We start from the raw sequence: 18854 nt of genomic DNA, 5'->3' as shown, positions 1-18854 counted from the left end.
CACGTTTATTTGCCGTGCTTGTTTTCGCCTTCATTTCGGAAGGTTTTTTTTATGCCTCAAAACGTACATGACTGAGCATGATAAGGAGGTGCGGAGTATGGATTCTCCCCATTCGAGTATGTCAGAAGAAGTACCCATATACAGCCAGATAACCAGTGACGACATGATGAGGAGACAAACCGCCGCACTTCCCTTGACGGACGGCGCGTCTCCGTAAAGGAGGTACGAGTCCCGATGGTCCAAAATATGACCTATGACGAACTCATATTACGCATTATCATTTTATTGCGGGACGGAAAAATAAAAGAATTCCGAAACATGATAGACGAGCTTCAGCCCTATGATATGGCCTTTTTATTTAAAGAAATGCCGGAAAAGCACCGGGCCCGCTATCTGTCATATATGACGGTTGATGACATCACCGACATGATCGGAGAGCTGGAGCGGGAATTTCAGCTTGCCGTTCTCCATAAAGTCGGTAAAACGAAAGCCACTCTCGCAATGAATAAAATGGATAACGACGATCTCGCCGCTTTGCTGGAAGAGATGGATGAAGAGCTGAAAGAGCAGCTTTTGTCCAGCATGGAGGCCGAGGAATCAAAGGCCGTACAGCTTTTGATGAACTATCCGCAAGAATCCGCGGGCCGGATGATGACGAACCGCTTCGTCTGGATTCCGCAGCATTATACAGTAAAAGATGCGGTCGTGAAGCTGAAAAGCTTTGCGGAAATCGCAGAATCAATTAACTACTTGTACGTGATTAATGACAGTAAGCAGCTTGTCGGGGTGCTGTCTTACAGAGATTTAATTCTCGGCGAGCCTGACGATAAAGTGCAGGATCTCATGTTTACGCGTGTCATCTCAGCAGGGGTGCTCCAGGATCAGGAAGAAGTCGCCCGGCTGATCCAGCGGTATGACTTTTTAGCCATTCCCATCGTTGAAGAAAATAATGTGCTTGTCGGCATCGTGACTGTCGATGATATTATCGACGTCGTGATTAAAGAGGCTGATGAAGATTACGAAAAATTCGCCGCCTCCGGTAAGGCGATTACATTTGATACGAAAGCGTACGTGGCGGCGTACCGCCGCTTGCCGTGGCTCATTCTCCTTTTGTTTATCGGATTGATTTCCGGAAGCATCCTGAATTATTTTGAAGATACATTGCAAAAAGTCGTCGCCCTCGCATTTTTCATGCCGATGATCGCGGGAACGACGGGAAATACAGGCACACAGTCACTCGCCGTCGTTATCAGAGGATTGACTAAAGAAGAAATGAATAAAAAAACCATCTTTAAACTGATTTTCCGGGAATTAAGAGCCGGCATCTACATCGGTATTGTCTGTGCGATTGCGATTACGATTGTCGCAACCGTCTGGCAGAAAGACTTAACGCTCGGTTTTGTCGTCGGTTCATCGCTGCTTGCAACGCTGATTATCGGTACGATGGCCGGAACGATCGTCCCTATTATTCTTCATAAACTGAACATAGACCCGGCGATTGCATCCGGGCCGCTGATTACGACGCTGAACGATATTTTGTCCTTATTAATTTATTTCGGCATTGCAACTGCATTTCTTCATGCTTTATAAAAAAAGGTCCGTCTCACAGGAGGCGGACCTTTTTTTGTCAGCGGTTTTTATATTTAAAATGAGCATTAAGCTGTCCTTCCAGCATTTTCTTGCGGAGCTGCGGGTCGTTTTTGAGGGCCTGCTCTTTTTTGCGCATGTCTTTTAAAATCTCAGCCGTCTGCACGCCGTCCTCACGCTTGTTGGCAATATCCATCAGCCGCTCAACGTCCGCGAAGGAATATTTTCTCGTTCCCCGCGATGAGCGCTGCGGGTAAATTAATTTCCGTTCTTCATAGTATCTGATCTGCCTGACTGACAATCCGGTTAATTCGCTTACAATGCCGATCGAGATTACTTTTTTATCTTTGTAAGATTGTTCGTCTGTCGTCATTTTTCCACCCCTGGATGTCTTTTACTCATATTATATAAGAAAAAAAGAGAAAAAACCTGACGCTTGTCAGGTTTTCTGACGTGAAATAGAAGATTTTAGAAAAAAAGCGTCAGAAAAATTAACAAGGTTAATGCATGGTTCTGTATCCCGTTTTATGCTTACTTTACAGATACAATGAGAGGAAGGATATGAATGGAGAAAGAAAAAGCGGTTTCGCTGGCAAAAGAAATCATTGAATTAGATATGAAACGCGATGAAATGCTGGAGACGTTTATGCAGCTTGCCGGGGAACACGCTTTTCCGCTGCTCAGAGCCGTTCAGAACGGACTTTACCGAAAAACATCATAATTCCACATAAGTTTTACAATGGCTTCATACGTCATTGAAATAAAAGCGGTATTCTGATCATAGAATAACGGAAAACAAAGGAGGGCGTCATGAGTCATTTGTTTCAAAATGCACTGGACAAAGAGAGAAACCATTATTCCAAAAAGCTTCTTCAGATCGGAGTCTATACAAAAGAAATACTGAACTCCATGACAATCACGGAGCTGAGAAAGGAATACGCGTATTTTTTCCGGAACATTCCCTATAAAGAACGAAACCCTTATACAAATTAAATGATGTATAAGGGTATTTTTTTATATAAAAAAGAAGGAATTCTGAAAAACGGCACGAATAGAATATAAAACAAAGAACGACTCTTATGAATTGTAAGGGTTTACATTATTTTTTTATAAAAATCTTAAATACGGGGTAGATATGATGAGATTATCATTTAACGAAGAAGAAGTAATGCGTTCGATGAATTTGTACAAAGTTTTTGCAAGGGCTTTCAAAAGTGTGTCTGAACACAGCATTCGTGACAGTAAAGAACACGGTTTTAATCCGACTGAATTTGCCGTTTTGGAGCTGCTGTATACGAGAGGCCCGCAAAAGCTCCAGCAAATCGGGTCGCGTCTTTTGCTTGTCAGCGGGAATGTCACCTATGTCATCGACAAGCTTGAAAGAAACGGGTTTTTGGTCAGAGAACAAGACCCGAAGGACAAACGGTCTGTTTACGCCCATTTAACTGATAAAGGAAATGAGTATTTAGACAAAATTTATCCGATTCATTCATTGAGAATTGCGAGAGCGTTTTCAGGACTTATGCCTGAGGAACAGGAACAGCTGATAGCCTTATTGAAAAAAGCGGGGATTCACAGCCAGCACTTGCTTTTCCGTTAAAAGAAAGCGGATACAAACACTCTTCTTCAAGGAGAGTGTTTTTTTCTGTCCTACGGTAGAGCCTGAAGCGGATTTTGCATATGCTGATACAGGGCGGCATCATTATTTACCAATCATAATGTGACATGCCCCATGCCAAAATATGAAAGTGCTTTGATTATAAAGAAGGTGAACGTGTGAGAAGCTGTCTGCTGACTATATGGTACTTACTTGATCCGCTTTATTTCTTCTTTACCCGGCTGACGCTGATTGATAAACAGCAATCGAATGTATTCCGCGTTCGTTTGACAAGATATAAAGGGAAAGAGGTCATCCTGAGCGACGGAACCAGAATTAAAAAAAACGACGTGTTAGTCAAGATTCATCTTCATAATGTCAAACTCCTGAAAGAGCTGCAGCCTATTGAAAGCGCGGTCAGAAGGGGGATTATGCTATATCAGAAGGTTTATCAATCCATGCCTCATTTAGCTGATTATATTAACCAGCATAAACGGAAAGACGAGATTAAAGGCGTCGTCGGCATTACAATGCTTCATAAAGGGGCGGCAAGACTCGGATTTGATGTAATAAAGCCGTCCAGCTGCTGCTACAGGCTGTTTAAAAAAGCGGCACATATTCCGATTTTATATTTTACTGAAAAACAGCTCACCCTCAAAAACATTCCTTATTCCTGCTATTTATTCATTTCCAAAGATAAACTGATGTGCACGTATCAGACTGAAAAGAGCTGACGAAAAGCATCAGCTCTTTCTCTTGATTTGCTCAAGCACGTTTGAAAGCGGGCCGTCCTGCGGATTCCGGTAAAAATCATAAAACGGATCTCCCTCTGTCCTGACCCGATTCACCACTGTATCAATCGTATAATCATCGGGTGTTAAAGAGGAGTTGACTTCGTTCCAATAAAGAGGGGCGGCAACCGTTCCTAGTTCATTGCCCCGGGTCGAATATGGAGCGATGATCGTTTTTCCTTCGGCATGCTGCAAATAATCTAGGTAGAGCCTGCCGTTCCGGTTTTTGATAAACCGCTCTGTCGTAAAAAGATCCGGACGCGTCCTGACGCAATAATCGGCGATTAGCATTGTGAACGCGCGGGTCTCCTCATAGGTGAATGCTTCCGGTGAAAGCGGGATGTAGAGCTGAATCCCTTTATTCCCGGAGAGCTTCGGGAATGATGTTATGCTGAATGAGTCAAACAGCTGTTTCAGCACATGGGCCGCCTCCACGGCCATAGGAAAATCGTTCCTTGACGGAGGATCAAGGTCAATGACGATTTCTGCGGGCCTTTCAGAATGCACGGTCTGAAACGGAACGTGAAATTCCAGCGCCAGCTGATTGGCGAGCCATAAAAGAGACGGTACGCTGCTGCATACGATGTGTTCGTGGCTTCCGTCAAATACGCTTGAGACAAAGTCCGGCGTGTAATCCGGTTTGTTTTTTTGAAAAAAAGATTCGCCCGGCGCCCCATGCGGATAACGGATCACCGTGACGGCCCGATCTTTGAGAAAAGGCATAAGAAAATCGCTCATCTTCACCATATAACAAAGGAAATCCGCTTTCTTTTTTTCAGACTTCTTAAAAACGGTCTTATCCAGGCTTGTGAACTGCAGTTTCGGCGGCAGCGTTTTAGACTGGAGGATAAGCTGCTCATACGTACATTCAGTCCAATCCATTTCAAACTGAAAAGAAACAAAAGATACTTCACGCAGCGTGTCCTGCAATATGGTTAAATACTGCACGGTCATACAGATGGAAGGCTCAAGTATATATTCGCCGCTTTTTTGTTTTTTGCCGTGAGTCTCCATAATGGTTCTGACGGCGTTTTTTTCTTCCGCCTGCATGCCGTGGGAAACGGAAGCGATCGGGACAATGGCGCCGTCTTTTAATACCGAGGCCGTCACGTACCCGTTCTTCGGATTAAACCCGGTTAATAGCACGTGAGCCGTTTTCATATGTTTATACTTCTGCCAGTCGGGAGACCGTTTATTTTCCGCCCAGCCGCTTGATGCTCTTTTTGCTACTATTCCTTCTCCGTCATGCCGGACGATCTTGTCCCAGAGCGCTTCAAAGTCAGTGTGCTCCGGAATGTACTGAATCGCTTCCTCCGCTAAGTGATGGGGGCTTTTCGGAAGATTTGCTTCTTCAAACAGTTTGAAAAGGGCGCGCTTCCGCTTCACATACGGCAATGAGACGGTGCCGGCACCTTCCAGAACTAAGAGATCAAATGCCAGAAAGCGGCACGGCCGTCTATTGGCGGTGCTTTCAATGGCTTCCGCCCGTTTTAAACGCCCGCGGATTTGAATATGTTCAAAGTCCGCTCTGTACGGATTGATTAAATAGACAAGCTCTCCGTCAAGCGTAATGGGGAACCGGTCTTTCATGTGCTGAAAACACCGTGCCGCAAAAGCCGTGATTTCCGGAAATTGATTCGTCAGCGTCTGGCCGTTTCTGCTGGTCAATGTGACGCCGCTTTCGTCTATGCGGAGAAGACAGCGGAATCCGTCATACTTTACCTCATAGCGCCACTCACTGCCTATGGGCGGTGAAGAGGTCAAAATCGGCTGCATCGTCAGCACCATGATTAAGACGTTCCGGCTTTTTGTCTGGTCGTCTTCCGCTTTTTGCCTTCGCCGCCTGCAGGTGCGGCGTCTTTTGTCCGCGCCGGTGCAGCCTGCTCGCGATTCGGCCGCTTCGTCCGGTCGATGCTTGCCTGAAGGGCGCTGACAAGATCAATGACATCTTCGCGCGGGCCGGCAGCAGCGGGTGTTACGCCTGCTTCTTCATGTTCAAGCTTATCATTAATTTTGGCGAGAAGGGCTTTCCGGTATGTGTCTTCGTATTGCTCTGGGTCAAACTCGGTTGTCAGCTCATTAATTAACGTAATCGCCGTCTGCAGCTCTTTTTCATTAACGGCTGTCTGCTCCGGAACGCCCGGCACATGTCCGGCGTTTCGGACTTCATCCGGATAATGAATGGATTCCATCACGATGCAGTTGTCATACACCCGAAGAATCGCAAGCTGCTGCTTAGAACGGATCGTAATAGAGGCAATCCCGATTTTACCGGTCGTCCTCAGCGCTTCCCGCAAAAGTGTATAGGCTTTTGTGCCGTTGTCTCCAGGGCCGACATAATAAGATCGGTTAAAATAAATCGGATCAATCTCTTGCAGCTGGACAAAGTCAACAATCTCAACCGCTTTTTCTTCATGTTCCTGTTTTACGTCTTTCAGGTCTTCGTCTGTCAAAATGACGTATTTTCCCTTTACATACTCATAGCCTTTAACGATTTCATCCGGCTCCAGACTCTTTTCACACCCGGTACAGATCTTTTCGTATTTAATCGGCGCATGATCTTCTTTATGAAGACTGCGGAATTTTATATCTTTATCTTCAGTGGCCGCAAAGAGCTTGACCGGGATATTGACGAGGCCGAAACTGATCGAACCCTTCCACATCGTGTGCATGAATAAAAACTCCTTTTTTCTTTATTGTGGATAATCGGGTTCGTTCCATGTGTAGAAACTTATGGGTGGCGCGGCGCTTCATTGAGGAGCTGTTCAATCTCCTCAGGAGGCAATGGCCTGCTGAAATAGTATCCCTGGAGAAAATCGCATCCTTTTTCATCTAAAATCTTTTTTTGCATCGCCGTTTCAACCCCTTCAGCAACGACTAAAAGAGAAAGCTGATGGCCCATGGCAATAATGGCGCCGGTGATCTGCGCAGATTTAGGATGTGTCTGAAGATCATCTATAAATGATTTATCTATTTTCAATCTGTGAATCGGAAAGTCCTTCAAGTAGCTGAGAGAACTGTGACCCGTTCCGAAATCATCAATGCTTACACTGATTCCCAGCTCAGTTAGTGCGGTAAGCACTTTTTTGCTGTGCTCGTGATCTTCCATTGTCATGCTTTCAGTCACTTCTGCTTCAAGCAGCCGGGGAGGAAGCTTGTAATGGGAAAGTGTTTTCTGAATAAACGGAACCAATTCTTCTGATTGAAACTGTTTGGCCGAAATATTAATGGCGACTGGAAGGTGATATCCTTTTTCATGCCATTCCTTCGCCTGCCGGCACGCCTCGGTGATGATCCATTTGCCGAGGTCAATAATCAGCCCGGTTTCTTCGGCGGCCTGGATAAAGTCTCCGGGATTCTGCCGTTTCCCATCCGCGCCGGCCACTCTCAGAAGCGCTTCAGCTCCCGTGATGAGCTGATCAGAAGCGCTGTATTGAGGCTGATAATGAAGGACGAACCTTTTTTTCTCAATCGCTTCTCTCAGCTCCATCTCAAGCCGAAGCTTTTTCGCTTCTTTTTCTCCGATTTGGGCAGAGTAATATTTGTATTTGCTTTTGTTTCGGTCTTTGCAGGCGTACATCGCCATATCGGCTTTTTTCATCAGTTCCATTCCGTCCGACCCGTCTTTTGGAGAGACGGCGATGCCGATGCTGACAGAGGTGATCAGCTCATGCTCCTGAATGGTAAACGGTTTTTCGAACTGCAGGATGATCTGTTTTGCTAAATCATCAATGTCATCGTTCTCAGAAGGGACGTCAGTTAAAATAATAATAAATTCATCACCGCCAAGACGGGCGATAAAACCATTATCCGGGATGATGGAGGAGAGTCTCTGAGCCGCTGATTGAAGAAGTCCGTCTCCGGCATTGTGCCCGAGCGCATCATTAATAATTTTAAACCGATTTAAATCGAGAAAGAACACAACGGTCAAGCGTCCGAATGAATGATCTCTTTCCAGAACTTCTGTCAACCGCTGAACGGCATGCCGGCGGTTCGGCAGGTCTGTCAAAGAATCATAATGCGCCATACGGTGAATGTCCTTCTCGGCTTTCCGCTGTTTGGTCATGTCTTTGCAGATGACATATATACTGTCCAGTCCGTTATCGACCAAAACGGGGATAAAGGTAACATTAATATAAAATAAGCCGACGTCTGTTTTCAGATCAGCATCAATATGCAGGGCCTGCTGTTCTTTTTTTACTTGTTTAAAATAGGTTTTCAGCTGCCTGCTGATATGCCGGCGCCAATTTTGGCTGTCCAGTCCGAGATTGTGTTTCATCTCGGCCCCTGCTTCATTAGAGTAAAGAATTTTACCGTCAGGAGATAGGATGAAAATCGGGTCAATATTATGATTGATTAATGATTGAAACCGCTGTTCATGGTCTTTCATACGTTCATTGTGGCGGAAAAACTGACGATCGAAATGTGAGCTGAAAAACAATAACATCTGAAAACAAAAGATGATCAGCGTAATATAAACGGACCAATGAAACGAATGAATTTCCATATCGTTTGCCGGCTTTCTCATGTCTTCATAAAATGAGGCAGCCATCATTCCGGTATAATGCATCCCTGAAACGGCCGCGCCCATGAATACAGAACCGATGATTTTGTGAAAAGTAAAAGGTTCCGTCGGTTTCTTTGCTGCCAAACCGAAAAATACTTTCAGCGAAATGAAAGAAGAAGCCATGGCAATCAGAATAGACATACAGAACATAAAAGGATTATACATAATCATTACCCGGGAAATGGCCGACATCCCCATGTAATGCATGAGAGAAATTCCCGCTCCCATAAAAACAGATCCGGTAATCAGCCGGCTGAATGTTAAGATTCTCCGGCTGACGATGTATAAAGCCGCAAAAGATCCGGAAATCGCGGCGGCTGCAGAAAAGAACATCGGCACAGCTTCATAATTCATATGCATGTTCATATAAACGGCAAGCATTCCGACAAAGTGCATTGACCATATGCCGAAACCCATGATAACTGAACCCGCAAACAGCCACAGCTTACTGTGAATCCCCGTTTTGAGCGTTATTTTTCTGGAAATTTCAAGTGAAGTAAATGCCGCCAGACAAGCAATCAGGATGGATAGCCCGACAAGCGGGACATTGTATTGTACATGTAATTCCAAAAGATGATTCCTCCTACTACTACCGATCTGAAACGATCCTCATTTATATCGGCGAGACATAAAAATATTTCAGTTTCGAGGTTTTGTGTTAAAATGATTCTTAAGATTCAGAATACAAGTTGCCTGGAGTGATAAATGATCGAAGGTTTTATCATATCAATAATAGAAGCGTTTAAAAGCTTATCCTACGCCGGAATTTTTTTGGCGCTGAGTATAGAATTTATCCCGGCGGAAATTGTACTTCCGCTTGCGGGCTGCTGGGTGTCAAAAGGGGATATGACGCTTGCCGGAGCCGTGTTTGCCGGATCGCTCGGCGGTGTTTCGGGTCCGCTGGTCTTATATGGAATCGGAAGGCTGGGAGGCCGGCCGTTTTTGCTGAAGTATGGAAAGTATGTATGGATAAAACCCGAATCGCTTCAGAAATCAGATCATTTCTTTCAGAAACACGGAGGTTTGGTAGCGTTCAGCGGCCGTTTTATACCGGGGGTCAGGACGCTGATTTCTCTGCCGTGCGGAATTGCGAAAATGAATGTCTGGGTGTTTTCTCTTTATACATATGCAGCGATGCTCCCGATTACGTTTGTTTACGTATACCTCGGAATGAAGCTCGGGGAAAATTGGAAAAGCGTCGGTTCCATTCTTGATCAATATATGCTGCCGCTCGGTATATTCATTGTGTTGCTTCTTGTCTTTTATCTGCTTTTAAAAAGAGGAAAACATCGGGATAAAACAGAAAAAATTTCTCAATTTGCTAAAAAAGTTAAGCGTTGACAAATGATGAAACAGGCTTTATCATGAGCGTATAAACAAAATATTTCTTGAAATCCCAAAGGGGAGTAGCGTCCGGATGTTCCGGAAACAAAGTCGTCAATTCATGGATCATATCCATCGGCTTTGTTGGCATGCCAATCATTCATGTCTAGCAAGACCTTTGCCTTATATCGGCAAAGGTCTTTTTTGCGTAAAAAAACGCCGGTATAAGCTCGGATGATAGAAAAGAAACGGAGGGATTGGATTGGACTTTGCATTATTATTGGAGTATGGATGGGTTCTTCTCGTTTTAATCGGGCTGGAAGGGATTTTAGCGGCGGATAACGCGCTGGTGATGGCTGTGATGGTGAGGCATCTTCCGGAAAAACAAAGGAAGAAGGCTTTATTTTACGGATTGGCGGGCGCTTTTATTTTACGTTTCGGGTCGCTGTTTGCCATTTCTTTTCTGGTGAATGTCTGGCAGGTTCAGGCTCTGGGCGCCTTATATCTGCTTTACATCGCGGTCAGTCATTTGCTGAAGCGGTATGTATTCAAACAAGGCACAGGGCAGAAAACGCAGAAAGAGAGCGGGTTTTGGCAGACTGTATTGAAAGTGGAGCTGGCTGATATCGCTTTTGCCGTTGACTCCATTTTAGCGGCGGTCGCGCTTGCCGTAACGCTTCCGGAAACGCCGCTTCCTGCCATCGGCGGCTTGGATGGCGGTCAGTTTCTCGTTATTTTAGCCGGCGGTGTTATCGGTTTAATCATCATGCGCTTTGCGGCGTCCATGTTTGTTTCCTTATTAAAAACCAGACCGGGCCTTGAAACGGCGGCATTTGTTATTGTCGGGTGGGTAGGCGTGAAGCTCGCTCTTTATACTCTGGCTCATGAGGAACTCGGCGCCATTCCGGCGGATGTTATTCACTCTGCGGCTTGGAAAATCATTTTCTGGACGGTTTTGGCAGCCATTGCGGTTTGCGGATGGTTTATGTCAGGAACAAAACAAATAGAGCAGGACGCGGCATCGGCGGAAAGAGAACACGCGTAAAAGGAATCTTAAAGGGGACTGTTTTTTAAAAAACAGGTTCCCTTTTTTGTTTGAAACGCTTACATTTAAGACATATGATAACAATTTTATAACAGCCTTGTTACAAAAAACACAGAGAAAACCCCCTTAATTCTGCCCGATCGCACGAAATCATGTATAGTACGTCTTATTGGCTTGTCATAATTGTGACAAATGAAATCGATTTCTCTTTTTCTTCCTTTGCGAATCCCTACTAAATTAGCTATGATTATGAGTAGTTATAGGGAGGAACTGAGGTGAAACCAGTGCTTAGCCTTTTGTTTAAATTGGGAAAAAAGAAGCAAACGCTTGAAACATCTGTTGAAAAAATACAAAAAGGCGACAAAGATCTGCAGAACGATTTAATACAGCAATATAAGCCTTTTATCGCGAAGACGGTTTCATCCGTTTGTAAACGATATATAGATGAAAAAGACGACGAATTCAGCATCGGGCTGATCGCGTTTAACGAAGCCATTGAAAAATATTCGGCTGAAAAAGGTAATTCGCTGCTTGCATTTGCAGAGCTGATTATAAAAAGAAAAGTAATAGATTATATCAGAAAAGAAGCAAGAGCCGCCCAGCATATCAATATGGATGTGCAGGAAGGCGACGACCAGGAGTCTTCGCAAAGCCTTATTGAAGCGGAGCTTTCCATTGATGAATACCGCAAACAGATAGAACAGGAGCAGCGCCGGGAGGAAATTCTTTTTTTTCAGAAGCAGCTGCAAGAATACGGTCTGTCTTTTAAAGAGCTGCTGGAACAATCGCCGAAGCATACAGATGCGAGGCAGAATGCGATTAAGGTAGCCTACACGCTTGTGGAAAATGAAGAGCTGGCGTCTATTTTGCACCAGAAGAAACAGCTTCCGGTCAAACAGCTGGAGCAGCTCGTGTCGGTCAGCAGAAAAACGATCGAACGGAACCGAAAATATATCATCGCCATGAGTATTATTATTTCCGGTGATTATATTTATTTAAAAGATTATCTTAAAGGGGTGTTGCACTCATGAGAAGAGGGATCATAGTAGAGAAAAATAAAAAATTCGTCACGTTGCTAACCCCTGACGGACAATTTTTGAAAACTAAAAATGATCACCGCGCTTGTGAAATCGGAGAGGAAATTACGTTTGAAGGCGAAACGCGTATGGGAAGAAGGGCCAGCTTTTTTGATTTTCTGAAACTGCGCCCTTTTAAATTGGGAGTGTTTACAATGACTGCTATTATCCTATTTATTTTAATCATGCTCCCGGTTTTTTCTGATAACAAAGCTTACGCGTATATGACGCTTGACATTAATCCAAGCATTGAAATGGCTTTAAACAGCAAATACGAAGTCATTGAACTCACACCGCTGAACCATGACGCCCAAAAGGTCATAAGTGACATCGGAGACTGGAAAAGCAGCGATTTTAAGGAAGTCATCAGTAATATTATTACCGATTGCAGCAAGCATGGATATGTAAAGGAATCAAAAGAGATTTTAATTTCCACGGTTTACGAAAATACAGATGACAATACATATAAAAAAGGCGTTAAAAAACAGCTGGCTGACATGACTGAAAAATATAAGGGCACCTACCAGCTTCAATCTCTTGAATCGGATATGGAAACAAGGGAAAAAGCAAAACAGGAAGGGATGTCAACAGGCAGCTACATAAGAAGAAACGAAAAGAAAACAGAAGATAAACAGCCTGAAAAGAAAACCGACGATAGTGAAAACGAACAGAAAAACACTGAAACAGATACCGATCAAAATAAGCAGCCGGACACAGAAAAACCGGCGGCTGATGACAACACGGCTCCTGATGAAGAAAAGGCAGCAGAGCAGCCGGATAACAATGAAACAACGCCCGGCACGGAAGATGCGAAGCCGGACAGTCAAGACGGCAATCAGCAAAACGAAAAAAAAGCAGTTTCCGGATCAGAGGAAAATACCCAGAAGGAACAAGATGGGGAAACAGAGCAGCCCCAAACACAAAATCCTCAGGAAAACGGAAATGACAAAGAGCCTAAGCAGAGGTATAACAATCATTACTGGAATCATGAACGAAATGAACATTGGGAATCCTATCGGCGCCATGAAGATCCGTCAGACCGAAGGAACCCGAACGGCTACCGCCACGGAAGGGAGAATGCTGATAAACATCAAAATTCGCCGAGAAATCCCGGCGAATAAGCTGCATTATTGAGTTTTGCCGTTTAATTGTGATTGAGCCTGCTGTACAAGCCGCTTTGTCATTTCCCCGCCTACAGAGCCGTTTGCGCGTGCTGCTGTATCAGAGCTAAGGTTCACGCCGAATTCTTGAGCCACTTCGTATTTAAATTGGTCAAGTGCCTGCTCAGCCCCTGGAACTAAGAGTTTATTTCTGCTCGCCATCTTTTTCATCTCCTTTTCTCTGGCAAGATGTTTTTACGCGTTTTAGTTTCAAACGGAACGGTATTGATTATGCTGGCAATTGTTGTGCACCTGAAAAAACCCCGGCGCAGACACCGGGGCAAAAAAACGTATGAATTATAATAAATGGCTGGTCATTTTGTAGGCGGAGGCTTGGATATGGAAAGTCAAAACGGAGAGCACGGTAACCGCGAGTATGGACCTGATATTGTTCCATTGCCCGCTTTCGAGTTCTTTAAAGCAGCCTCTGAGCTTGTCCGTCTGCTGTTCAACGAGCTCCTGCAGGCTCGTTTCCTTCATCGGCGGGTTTGTCTTATGATGAAGATAATCAATCACCTGGGCGCAGCTCTCATAATAGCTGATCGGGCTGATGACGTCATCTGATCTGTCGGTGATCGTGTTAAAAGCGATTTTTAATATGGCGCGTATATGTTCGAAGTCATAAATTGATTTTAAATCACGTACAATGAGAAGGATGACAGCTTGTTCAATTGTATATTTTTTTCCGAGTAAAGGGTGTCCGATTAAATCTTTAATATCGCGCTTCACCCAGTTTTGGACGGCGGTTGATTTTAAAGACGTCAGCTCGCACAGGTTTCCCAGCTCGACAATCTCGTTTGTTGAAAGCCCGTATTCCTTTTTCTCTTTTTTTCGTTCGAATCTCGTCAGAAATTCAGGGATGTGCAGCCGGCTTTCCGCTTCATCCAATGTCATGTCCGCTGATTGCAGTAAGATTTGGAGAGGGGTTGCGTCTCCTTGGCCTTTTAACGCGTAAAGAAGCCGCACCATATCGGTTCGGGTCAGTTTAAACGTGTTCATGGTTCACCTCTGATTGATTACGTGTGTTCACTTTCTTATATCACTGAGAATTACATTAACATCATACGTCGAAATTGTTGCATTTTCAAACAGATCATTTATAATTTAATTAAATAAGTTCTTTTGATCTTAAAAAAGACGGAGGTAATTATGGCGAAAAGAATATTTCTGTTTATTTTAACGAACCTTTTGGTCATTACGACAATCGGAATTGTGCTTACGATTATTACAAGCGTTACCGGTGTCGGCTCGTATATACAAAATGGGCGCATTGATCTGATGGCATTGCTCGTGTTCAGTCTTGTCGTCGGTTTTGTCGGTTCTTTTATTTCTCTCGGTATGTCCAGATGGATGGCCAAAACGATGATGGGCGTCCGGGTGTTAAATCCGAAGAAGCAGTCACTCAGCTATGAAGAGCAGCAATTGGTTGACCGTGTGCACAGATTGTCCCGTGCAGCGGGTATGACGAAAATGCCTGAAGTCGGCATTTATCATTCACCTGAGGTCAATGCCTTTGCGACCGGTCCTTCTAAGCGCCGTTCGCTTGTCGCGGTTTCCTCAGGTTTATTGCAGCAGATGGATGATGCTGCGGTGGAAGGGGTTCTTGCCCATGAAGTCGCACACATTACAAACGGTGACATGGTCACGATGACGCTGCTTCAGGGAATCGTCAATACGTTCGTCGTATTCCTTTCCCGTATCGCGGCATGGATTGCGAGCCGCTTTGTCAAAGAAGATCTCGCGCCGGTCGTCCATTTTATCGCGATGATCGTGTTTCAGATTATTTTTTCCATTCTCGGCAGTCTTGTCGTCTTCGCATACTCGCGTCACAGAGAGTTCCACGCTGACCGCGGCGGTGCCGACCTTGCCGGAAAGGATAAAATGATTCACGCCCTGCGTACGCTGAAGTCTTATACGGGACATGTGAATGAAGAGGACCAGACGGCGGTGCAGACGTTGAAAATTAACGGCAAAAAGCATTCGTCACTGTTCTCCACACACCCTGATCTGGATGAGCGCATCCGCAGGCTGGAAGCCAAATAATCAACAAAACCTCTGACAATCGTTTCAGAGGTTTTTTGTTTAAAGATCGGCAAATTACATAAGGTAATGAAAAATCTTTCTAAAAAGCCCTTTAAAAAATCTCCCAATATCATTAGAATAATTACGTACTACATTTGAGAGGCAGAAGGAACTATCTTATGAAATTAAAGCTGAAGAAATTCATACAGGTTTTGTCGCCTGCACAGCTGATTGCGTTATATTATTTTCTTGCTGTGACGGTGGCATTTATTTTGTTAAGTCTGCCGGCGGCCCACAAACAAGGGGCCAGCTGGTCGTTTATAGACGCGCTGTTTACGGCGGTCAGCTCAGTCAGTGTCACCGGTTTAACGGTCGTCAACACGGCTGACACATTCAGCACGGCCGGAATTGTCATTTTGGCTTTCGTGCTTCAATTCGGCGGGATCGGCATTATGACGCTCGGAACATTCGTCTGGCTTATTATGGGCAAACGGATCGGTTTGCGGGAACGGAAGCTCATTATGGTGGACCAGAATCAATCGCAGTTTTCCGGTATCGTCAACTTGATGAAGCAAGTGCTGTTTTTGATTTTATTAATCGAGTTTTTAGGCGGCATCATTTTAGGAACCTATTTTTTAACGTACTATGATTCGAATGAACAGGCGTACTTGCACGGCTTCTTTGCGAGCGTCAGCGCAACGACGAACGGCGGTTTTGATATTACGGGAAATTCACTCGTTCCGTTCAGGCATGACTATTTTGTGCAGTTTATTACGATGCTTCTGATTGTTTTCGGTGCGATCGGGTTTCCGGTGCTCGTAGAAGTGAAGGACTTTTTGTTTTCAAAACAGCGCAGATACTCATTTACGCTGTTCACGAAAATTACGACCGTAACGTTCGGACTGCTCGTTTTGTTCGGGGCTGTCGGAATATACGCGCTTGAAGCCACCCATGTCATGAAGGGAAAAAGCTGGCATGATGTTTTATTTTTATGTCTCTTTCAATCAACCGCTACGAGAAGCGGCGGGCTTGCGACGATTGATATCAGCCAGCTGTCGGCGCCGACATTATTTTTCATTTGCGCCCTTATGTTCATCGGCGCATCGCCGAGCTCGGTCGGCGGCGGAATCCGTACGACGACATTTGCGCTCAACCTTCTCGCCCTGTTTCATTTTGCCCGCGGAAATAAAGCGGTCAAGGTCTTTAAGCGCGAGCTTCATCAGGCTGATGTCATAAAGTCGCTGGTCGTTACGATGATGGCGATTCTGCTCGTGTTTGGGTCAACGCTGATTCTGGCAGTGACGGAGAAAAATCAGACGCTGCTGGGACTGCTGTTTGAAGTTTGTTCCGCTTTCGGAACGACCGGGCTTTCGCTGGGAATCACTCCGCATTTAAGCGACATCGGAAAATGCGTGATCATGGTGGTCATGTTTATCGGCCGAATCGGTATTTTGACGTTCCTTTATTTAATCGGCAGAAAGGAAATCGAAGCAAATTATCACTATCCGAAGGAAAGAATCATTATCGGCTGACACCGCTTTTTGAAAAGCGGTGTTTTTTTATTACCGGAAAATGGATGGGTGGAAACCGTTTCGTTGGAGATTCTAATTCGTAAAGAGGTGACGTCATTGCTTGCCGTTTTTTGGAAATCTTTGATTATGATAGCTGTCGGTACCTTTTTATTGCGAATTGCCGGACGGAAATCGATCAGCCAGCTGTCGGTGACTCAGACGGTCATCATGATTTCCATCGGCTCGATTATTATTCAGCCGTTTATTGAACATAATTTATGGGAAACCATTTTCGCGGCGTCGATTTTTATCGCAGTACTGATTCTGATGGAATATTTAGAAATCAAATCAAACTTTTTTGAGTTTTTGTTTTCAGGGAAAACCGTCGCCGTTGTCAGTGACGGAAAAGTCATCCCGGAAAATTTAAAAAAGATGCGTTTCACCGAGGCGCAGCTCTCCATGCGGATCAGGCAGGAAGGCCTCGGGGACATACAGGATTTTAAATATGTGCTGCTTGAGCCGAACGGACAGATCGGCTATGAGCTCATTGATGATGCCAAAAATGTGACAGTGCGCGACCTTAAAAAAATGTTTGATGAATTCAAAACAGATCTGCAGACAGAAGGAGGAAATCAAATGAAACGAAAAGCAGCGAAGAATGAAGCTTTGACCAACAACAATACACCGACTGAGAGCATGGATAAAGATGCATACAAAACACAATATGACGGCGATCCCGGACTGAGAGGGGCAAACCGCAAATCAAAGCACGGCAGACAAGGGGGAGAATAATATGACGAAAACAAACCGGCACAGCAAAGACATGCAAAATCATAAAAAGCCGATGGACCCTAAATTGCTTGAAGAAGAATTTTCAAGTGAGCTCGGAGATTATAACGCCGGAAAATGGATTGAAACGCTTGAACAGACGAAGCCAAAGAAAAAAGAAGACGGCAAAAAATAAAAAATACCTCTTAGGCGATAACGCTTAAGAGGTATTTCACATTATTTCGAATAAGCCCCGTTCCTTGTTCCTTTAATCGCTTCAAGCCAGCCGGTAATCCGCAATTCAATAAACGGCTGTGCGGCCGTTTTCACCGCATTGCTGGAGAGAATGGACGTGAGGGCGGCCGTTAACATCAAGAGCATGACTAAATTCTGGTAATCAGACAGATGATCTTCAAGCCCGATCTGCCGCAGCGTTTTTATAATGAATCCATGCAGCAGATAGACGTAAAACGTTCTCGTACCCCACTTCGTAAAGAAATAACGCTTTTGCGGAACGAGCGCCAAAAAGCTGAAGGTGGCGGCAAAGGCCAATACATACCAGCCGATCCGCGACAGACCGCTCAAAAGCGTCACTGTGCCGAATGTAGAATAAGGCTCCGATCCGAACAGCCACGAGTAATCAAAATCAATGCACCAGCATAAGAGGAAAACAATGCCCAGTACGCCCGCGGCAATTTGCCTGCCCCTTTTGGCCCGAAGTAAATCAAAGTGCTGTTTTTTCAAATAAAACCCGGCGAGGAACATCGGAAGAAAGACAAACGTCCGTGAAAGACTCAGCGTGCTGCTGATGAAATCAAGATACCCGATCATGACGGCAAGCCCGCAGCTCGTGCCAAGCGCCCACATTTTCGGCAGCTTCGTAAAGGGATACAGCAGCAGATTCCAAAAGAATAAGCTGACTAAAAACCAAAGAGACCACTGCGGATCAATCGGATTGACGCTTGTCATGCTTTCATCCTGAATCAAATAGTAAAAAACCGAGTAGATGCCCTGAAAAATCAAGTACGGAATAATCAGCTTCACAGCCAGCTTTTTTACATAACCTTTCCGCTTAAAGTTTTTTGCGAAATAGCCGGAAACCAGAATAAAGGCCGGCATATGAAAAGTATAAATGAATTTGTAGAGATGGAGCATAAACTCATTTCCGTTAATAAATGACCGGAGGATATGGCCGAACACCACCAGAAAAATCAAGATAAACTTGGCGTTGTCAAAATAACTGTCTCGCGATTTTGTCATAGCATCACCTTCTCTTCAAAAATCATCCACTGCATGATTATTTCCTGATGATGTTCATTTTAAAATAAAAAACAAAAAATTGAAGGAGGAAAAAAGGGATTGTTAGGATGATGTAACGGGGAGGTAAGGATCGTAGAAAAAGACTCT

General features: G+C 44.6%; 20 protein-coding genes. 13 read left to right on the top strand and 7 right to left on the bottom strand.

Translation table 11 applies throughout. From position 1 onward, the window contains the following. Nucleotides 1-234: 234 nt before the first annotated feature. The gene (gene mgtE / locus AUL54_RS03975; protein WP_060962965.1) at nt 235-1590 is read left to right on the top strand and encodes a magnesium transporter; all 1356 of its coding nucleotides are present in this window, start codon (nt 235-237) and stop codon (nt 1588-1590) included. 37 nt (nt 1591-1627) lie between these two features. Here the strand turns inward: mgtE and tnrA are convergent, their stop codons facing one another. Then, the gene (gene tnrA, locus AUL54_RS03970; protein WP_003154734.1) at nt 1628-1960 is read right to left on the bottom strand and encodes a MerR family transcriptional regulator; all 333 of its coding nucleotides are present in this window, start codon (nt 1958-1960) and stop codon (nt 1628-1630) included. A gap of 192 nt (nt 1961-2152) precedes the next feature. Between tnrA and AUL54_RS21065 the strand changes: the two genes are divergently transcribed. From AUL54_RS21065 to AUL54_RS03955, 4 genes are all read left to right on the top strand, one after another. After that, nucleotides 2153-2308 (top strand): hypothetical protein, encoded by a 156-nt coding sequence (locus AUL54_RS21065; RefSeq protein ID WP_101605506.1) that lies wholly within the window; start codon nt 2153-2155, stop codon nt 2306-2308. A gap of 89 nt (nt 2309-2397) precedes the next feature. Next, nucleotides 2398-2580, top strand: a complete 183-nt coding sequence (locus AUL54_RS03965; RefSeq protein WP_016936380.1) for a Fur-regulated basic protein FbpA — start codon at nt 2398-2400, stop codon at nt 2578-2580. 142 nt (nt 2581-2722) lie between these two features. After that, the gene (locus AUL54_RS03960; RefSeq protein WP_007610911.1) at nt 2723-3187 is read left to right on the top strand and encodes a MarR family winged helix-turn-helix transcriptional regulator; all 465 of its coding nucleotides are present in this window, start codon (nt 2723-2725) and stop codon (nt 3185-3187) included. 176 nt (nt 3188-3363) lie between these two features. Continuing rightward, a complete protein-coding gene (locus tag AUL54_RS03955) occupies nt 3364-3918 on the top strand; it encodes a YkoP family protein (RefSeq protein ID WP_060962964.1) in 555 nt (184 codons plus the stop codon). 9 nt (nt 3919-3927) lie between these two features. Here AUL54_RS03955 and AUL54_RS03950 read toward each other — a convergent pair whose 3' ends face one another. The 3 genes from AUL54_RS03950 to AUL54_RS03940 are packed head-to-tail and all read right to left on the bottom strand — an operon-like array spanning nt 3928 to nt 9112. Continuing rightward, nucleotides 3928-5763, bottom strand: a complete 1836-nt coding sequence (locus tag AUL54_RS03950; protein WP_060962963.1) for a DNA ligase D — start codon at nt 5761-5763, stop codon at nt 3928-3930. Between the two features lie 2 nt (nt 5764-5765). Then, on the bottom strand, nt 5766-6647 hold the full coding sequence (gene ku, locus AUL54_RS03945) for a non-homologous end joining protein Ku (RefSeq protein WP_060962962.1): 882 nt from the start codon (nt 6645-6647) through the stop codon (nt 5766-5768). A 59-nt stretch (nt 6648-6706) separates the two neighbouring features. Beyond that, nucleotides 6707-9112, bottom strand: coding sequence for a bifunctional diguanylate cyclase/phosphodiesterase (locus tag AUL54_RS03940; protein WP_060962961.1), 2406 nt, complete (start codon nt 9110-9112; stop codon nt 6707-6709). Between the two features lie 135 nt (nt 9113-9247). Here AUL54_RS03940 and AUL54_RS03935 point away from each other — a divergent pair, with 135 nt between their 5' ends. The 4 genes from AUL54_RS03935 (at nt 9248) to AUL54_RS03920 (ending at nt 13107) form a co-directional block, all read left to right on the top strand. After that, nucleotides 9248-9883 carry a DedA family protein gene (locus tag AUL54_RS03935; protein WP_101605505.1) on the top strand — a complete coding sequence of 212 codons (636 nt, stop codon included), beginning with the start codon at nt 9248-9250 and terminating at the stop codon, nt 9881-9883. Nucleotides 9884-10127: 244 nt separating this feature from the next. Next, nucleotides 10128-10910, top strand: a complete 783-nt coding sequence (locus tag AUL54_RS03930; RefSeq protein ID WP_060962960.1) for a TerC family protein — start codon at nt 10128-10130, stop codon at nt 10908-10910. Between the two features lie 275 nt (nt 10911-11185). Then, nucleotides 11186-11941: an RNA polymerase sigma factor SigI gene (gene sigI / locus AUL54_RS03925; RefSeq protein WP_016936372.1), complete on the top strand. Its 756-nt coding sequence runs from the start codon at nt 11186-11188 to the stop codon at nt 11939-11941. After that, nucleotides 11938-13107, top strand: coding sequence for an anti-sigma-I factor RsgI family protein (locus AUL54_RS03920; RefSeq protein ID WP_060962959.1), 1170 nt, complete (start codon nt 11938-11940; stop codon nt 13105-13107). Before sigI ends, AUL54_RS03920 begins: the two co-directional genes overlap by 4 nt. A 6-nt stretch (nt 13108-13113) precedes the next feature. Here AUL54_RS03920 and AUL54_RS03915 read toward each other — a convergent pair whose 3' ends face one another. Then, on the bottom strand, nt 13114-13308 hold the full coding sequence (locus tag AUL54_RS03915; protein WP_013352019.1) for an alpha/beta-type small acid-soluble spore protein: 195 nt from the start codon (nt 13306-13308) through the stop codon (nt 13114-13116). Between the two features lie 135 nt (nt 13309-13443). Beyond that, nucleotides 13444-14145: a DUF1836 domain-containing protein gene (locus tag AUL54_RS03910; RefSeq protein ID WP_060962958.1), complete on the bottom strand. Its 702-nt coding sequence runs from the start codon at nt 14143-14145 to the stop codon at nt 13444-13446. 150 nt (nt 14146-14295) lie between these two features. Between AUL54_RS03910 and htpX the strand changes: the two genes are divergently transcribed. From htpX to AUL54_RS21060, 4 genes are all read left to right on the top strand, one after another. Further along, nucleotides 14296-15189, top strand: a complete 894-nt coding sequence (gene htpX / locus AUL54_RS03905) for a protease HtpX (protein ID WP_060962957.1) — start codon at nt 14296-14298, stop codon at nt 15187-15189. A 158-nt stretch (nt 15190-15347) separates the two neighbouring features. Further along, nucleotides 15348-16700, top strand: coding sequence for a TrkH family potassium uptake protein (locus AUL54_RS03900; protein WP_060962956.1), 1353 nt, complete (start codon nt 15348-15350; stop codon nt 16698-16700). 96 nt (nt 16701-16796) lie between these two features. Beyond that, nucleotides 16797-17471 (top strand): DUF421 domain-containing protein, encoded by a 675-nt coding sequence (locus AUL54_RS03895; RefSeq protein WP_060962955.1) that lies wholly within the window; start codon nt 16797-16799, stop codon nt 17469-17471. 1 nt (nt 17472) lies between these two features. Next, on the top strand, nt 17473-17643 hold the full coding sequence (locus tag AUL54_RS21060) for a hypothetical protein (RefSeq protein WP_016936366.1): 171 nt from the start codon (nt 17473-17475) through the stop codon (nt 17641-17643). 41 nt (nt 17644-17684) lie between these two features. Here AUL54_RS21060 and AUL54_RS03890 read toward each other — a convergent pair whose 3' ends face one another. Beyond that, nucleotides 17685-18707: an acyltransferase family protein gene (locus tag AUL54_RS03890; RefSeq protein ID WP_060962954.1), complete on the bottom strand. Its 1023-nt coding sequence runs from the start codon at nt 18705-18707 to the stop codon at nt 17685-17687. Nucleotides 18708-18854: the final 147 nt, after the last annotated feature.

Origin of the sequence: Bacillus sp. SDLI1, assembly GCF_001553895.1 — a bacterium.
Taxonomy (GTDB): Bacteria; Bacillota; Bacilli; order Bacillales; family Bacillaceae; genus Bacillus; species Bacillus siamensis.
This window is presented reverse-complemented; position numbering and strand designations above follow the sequence as displayed.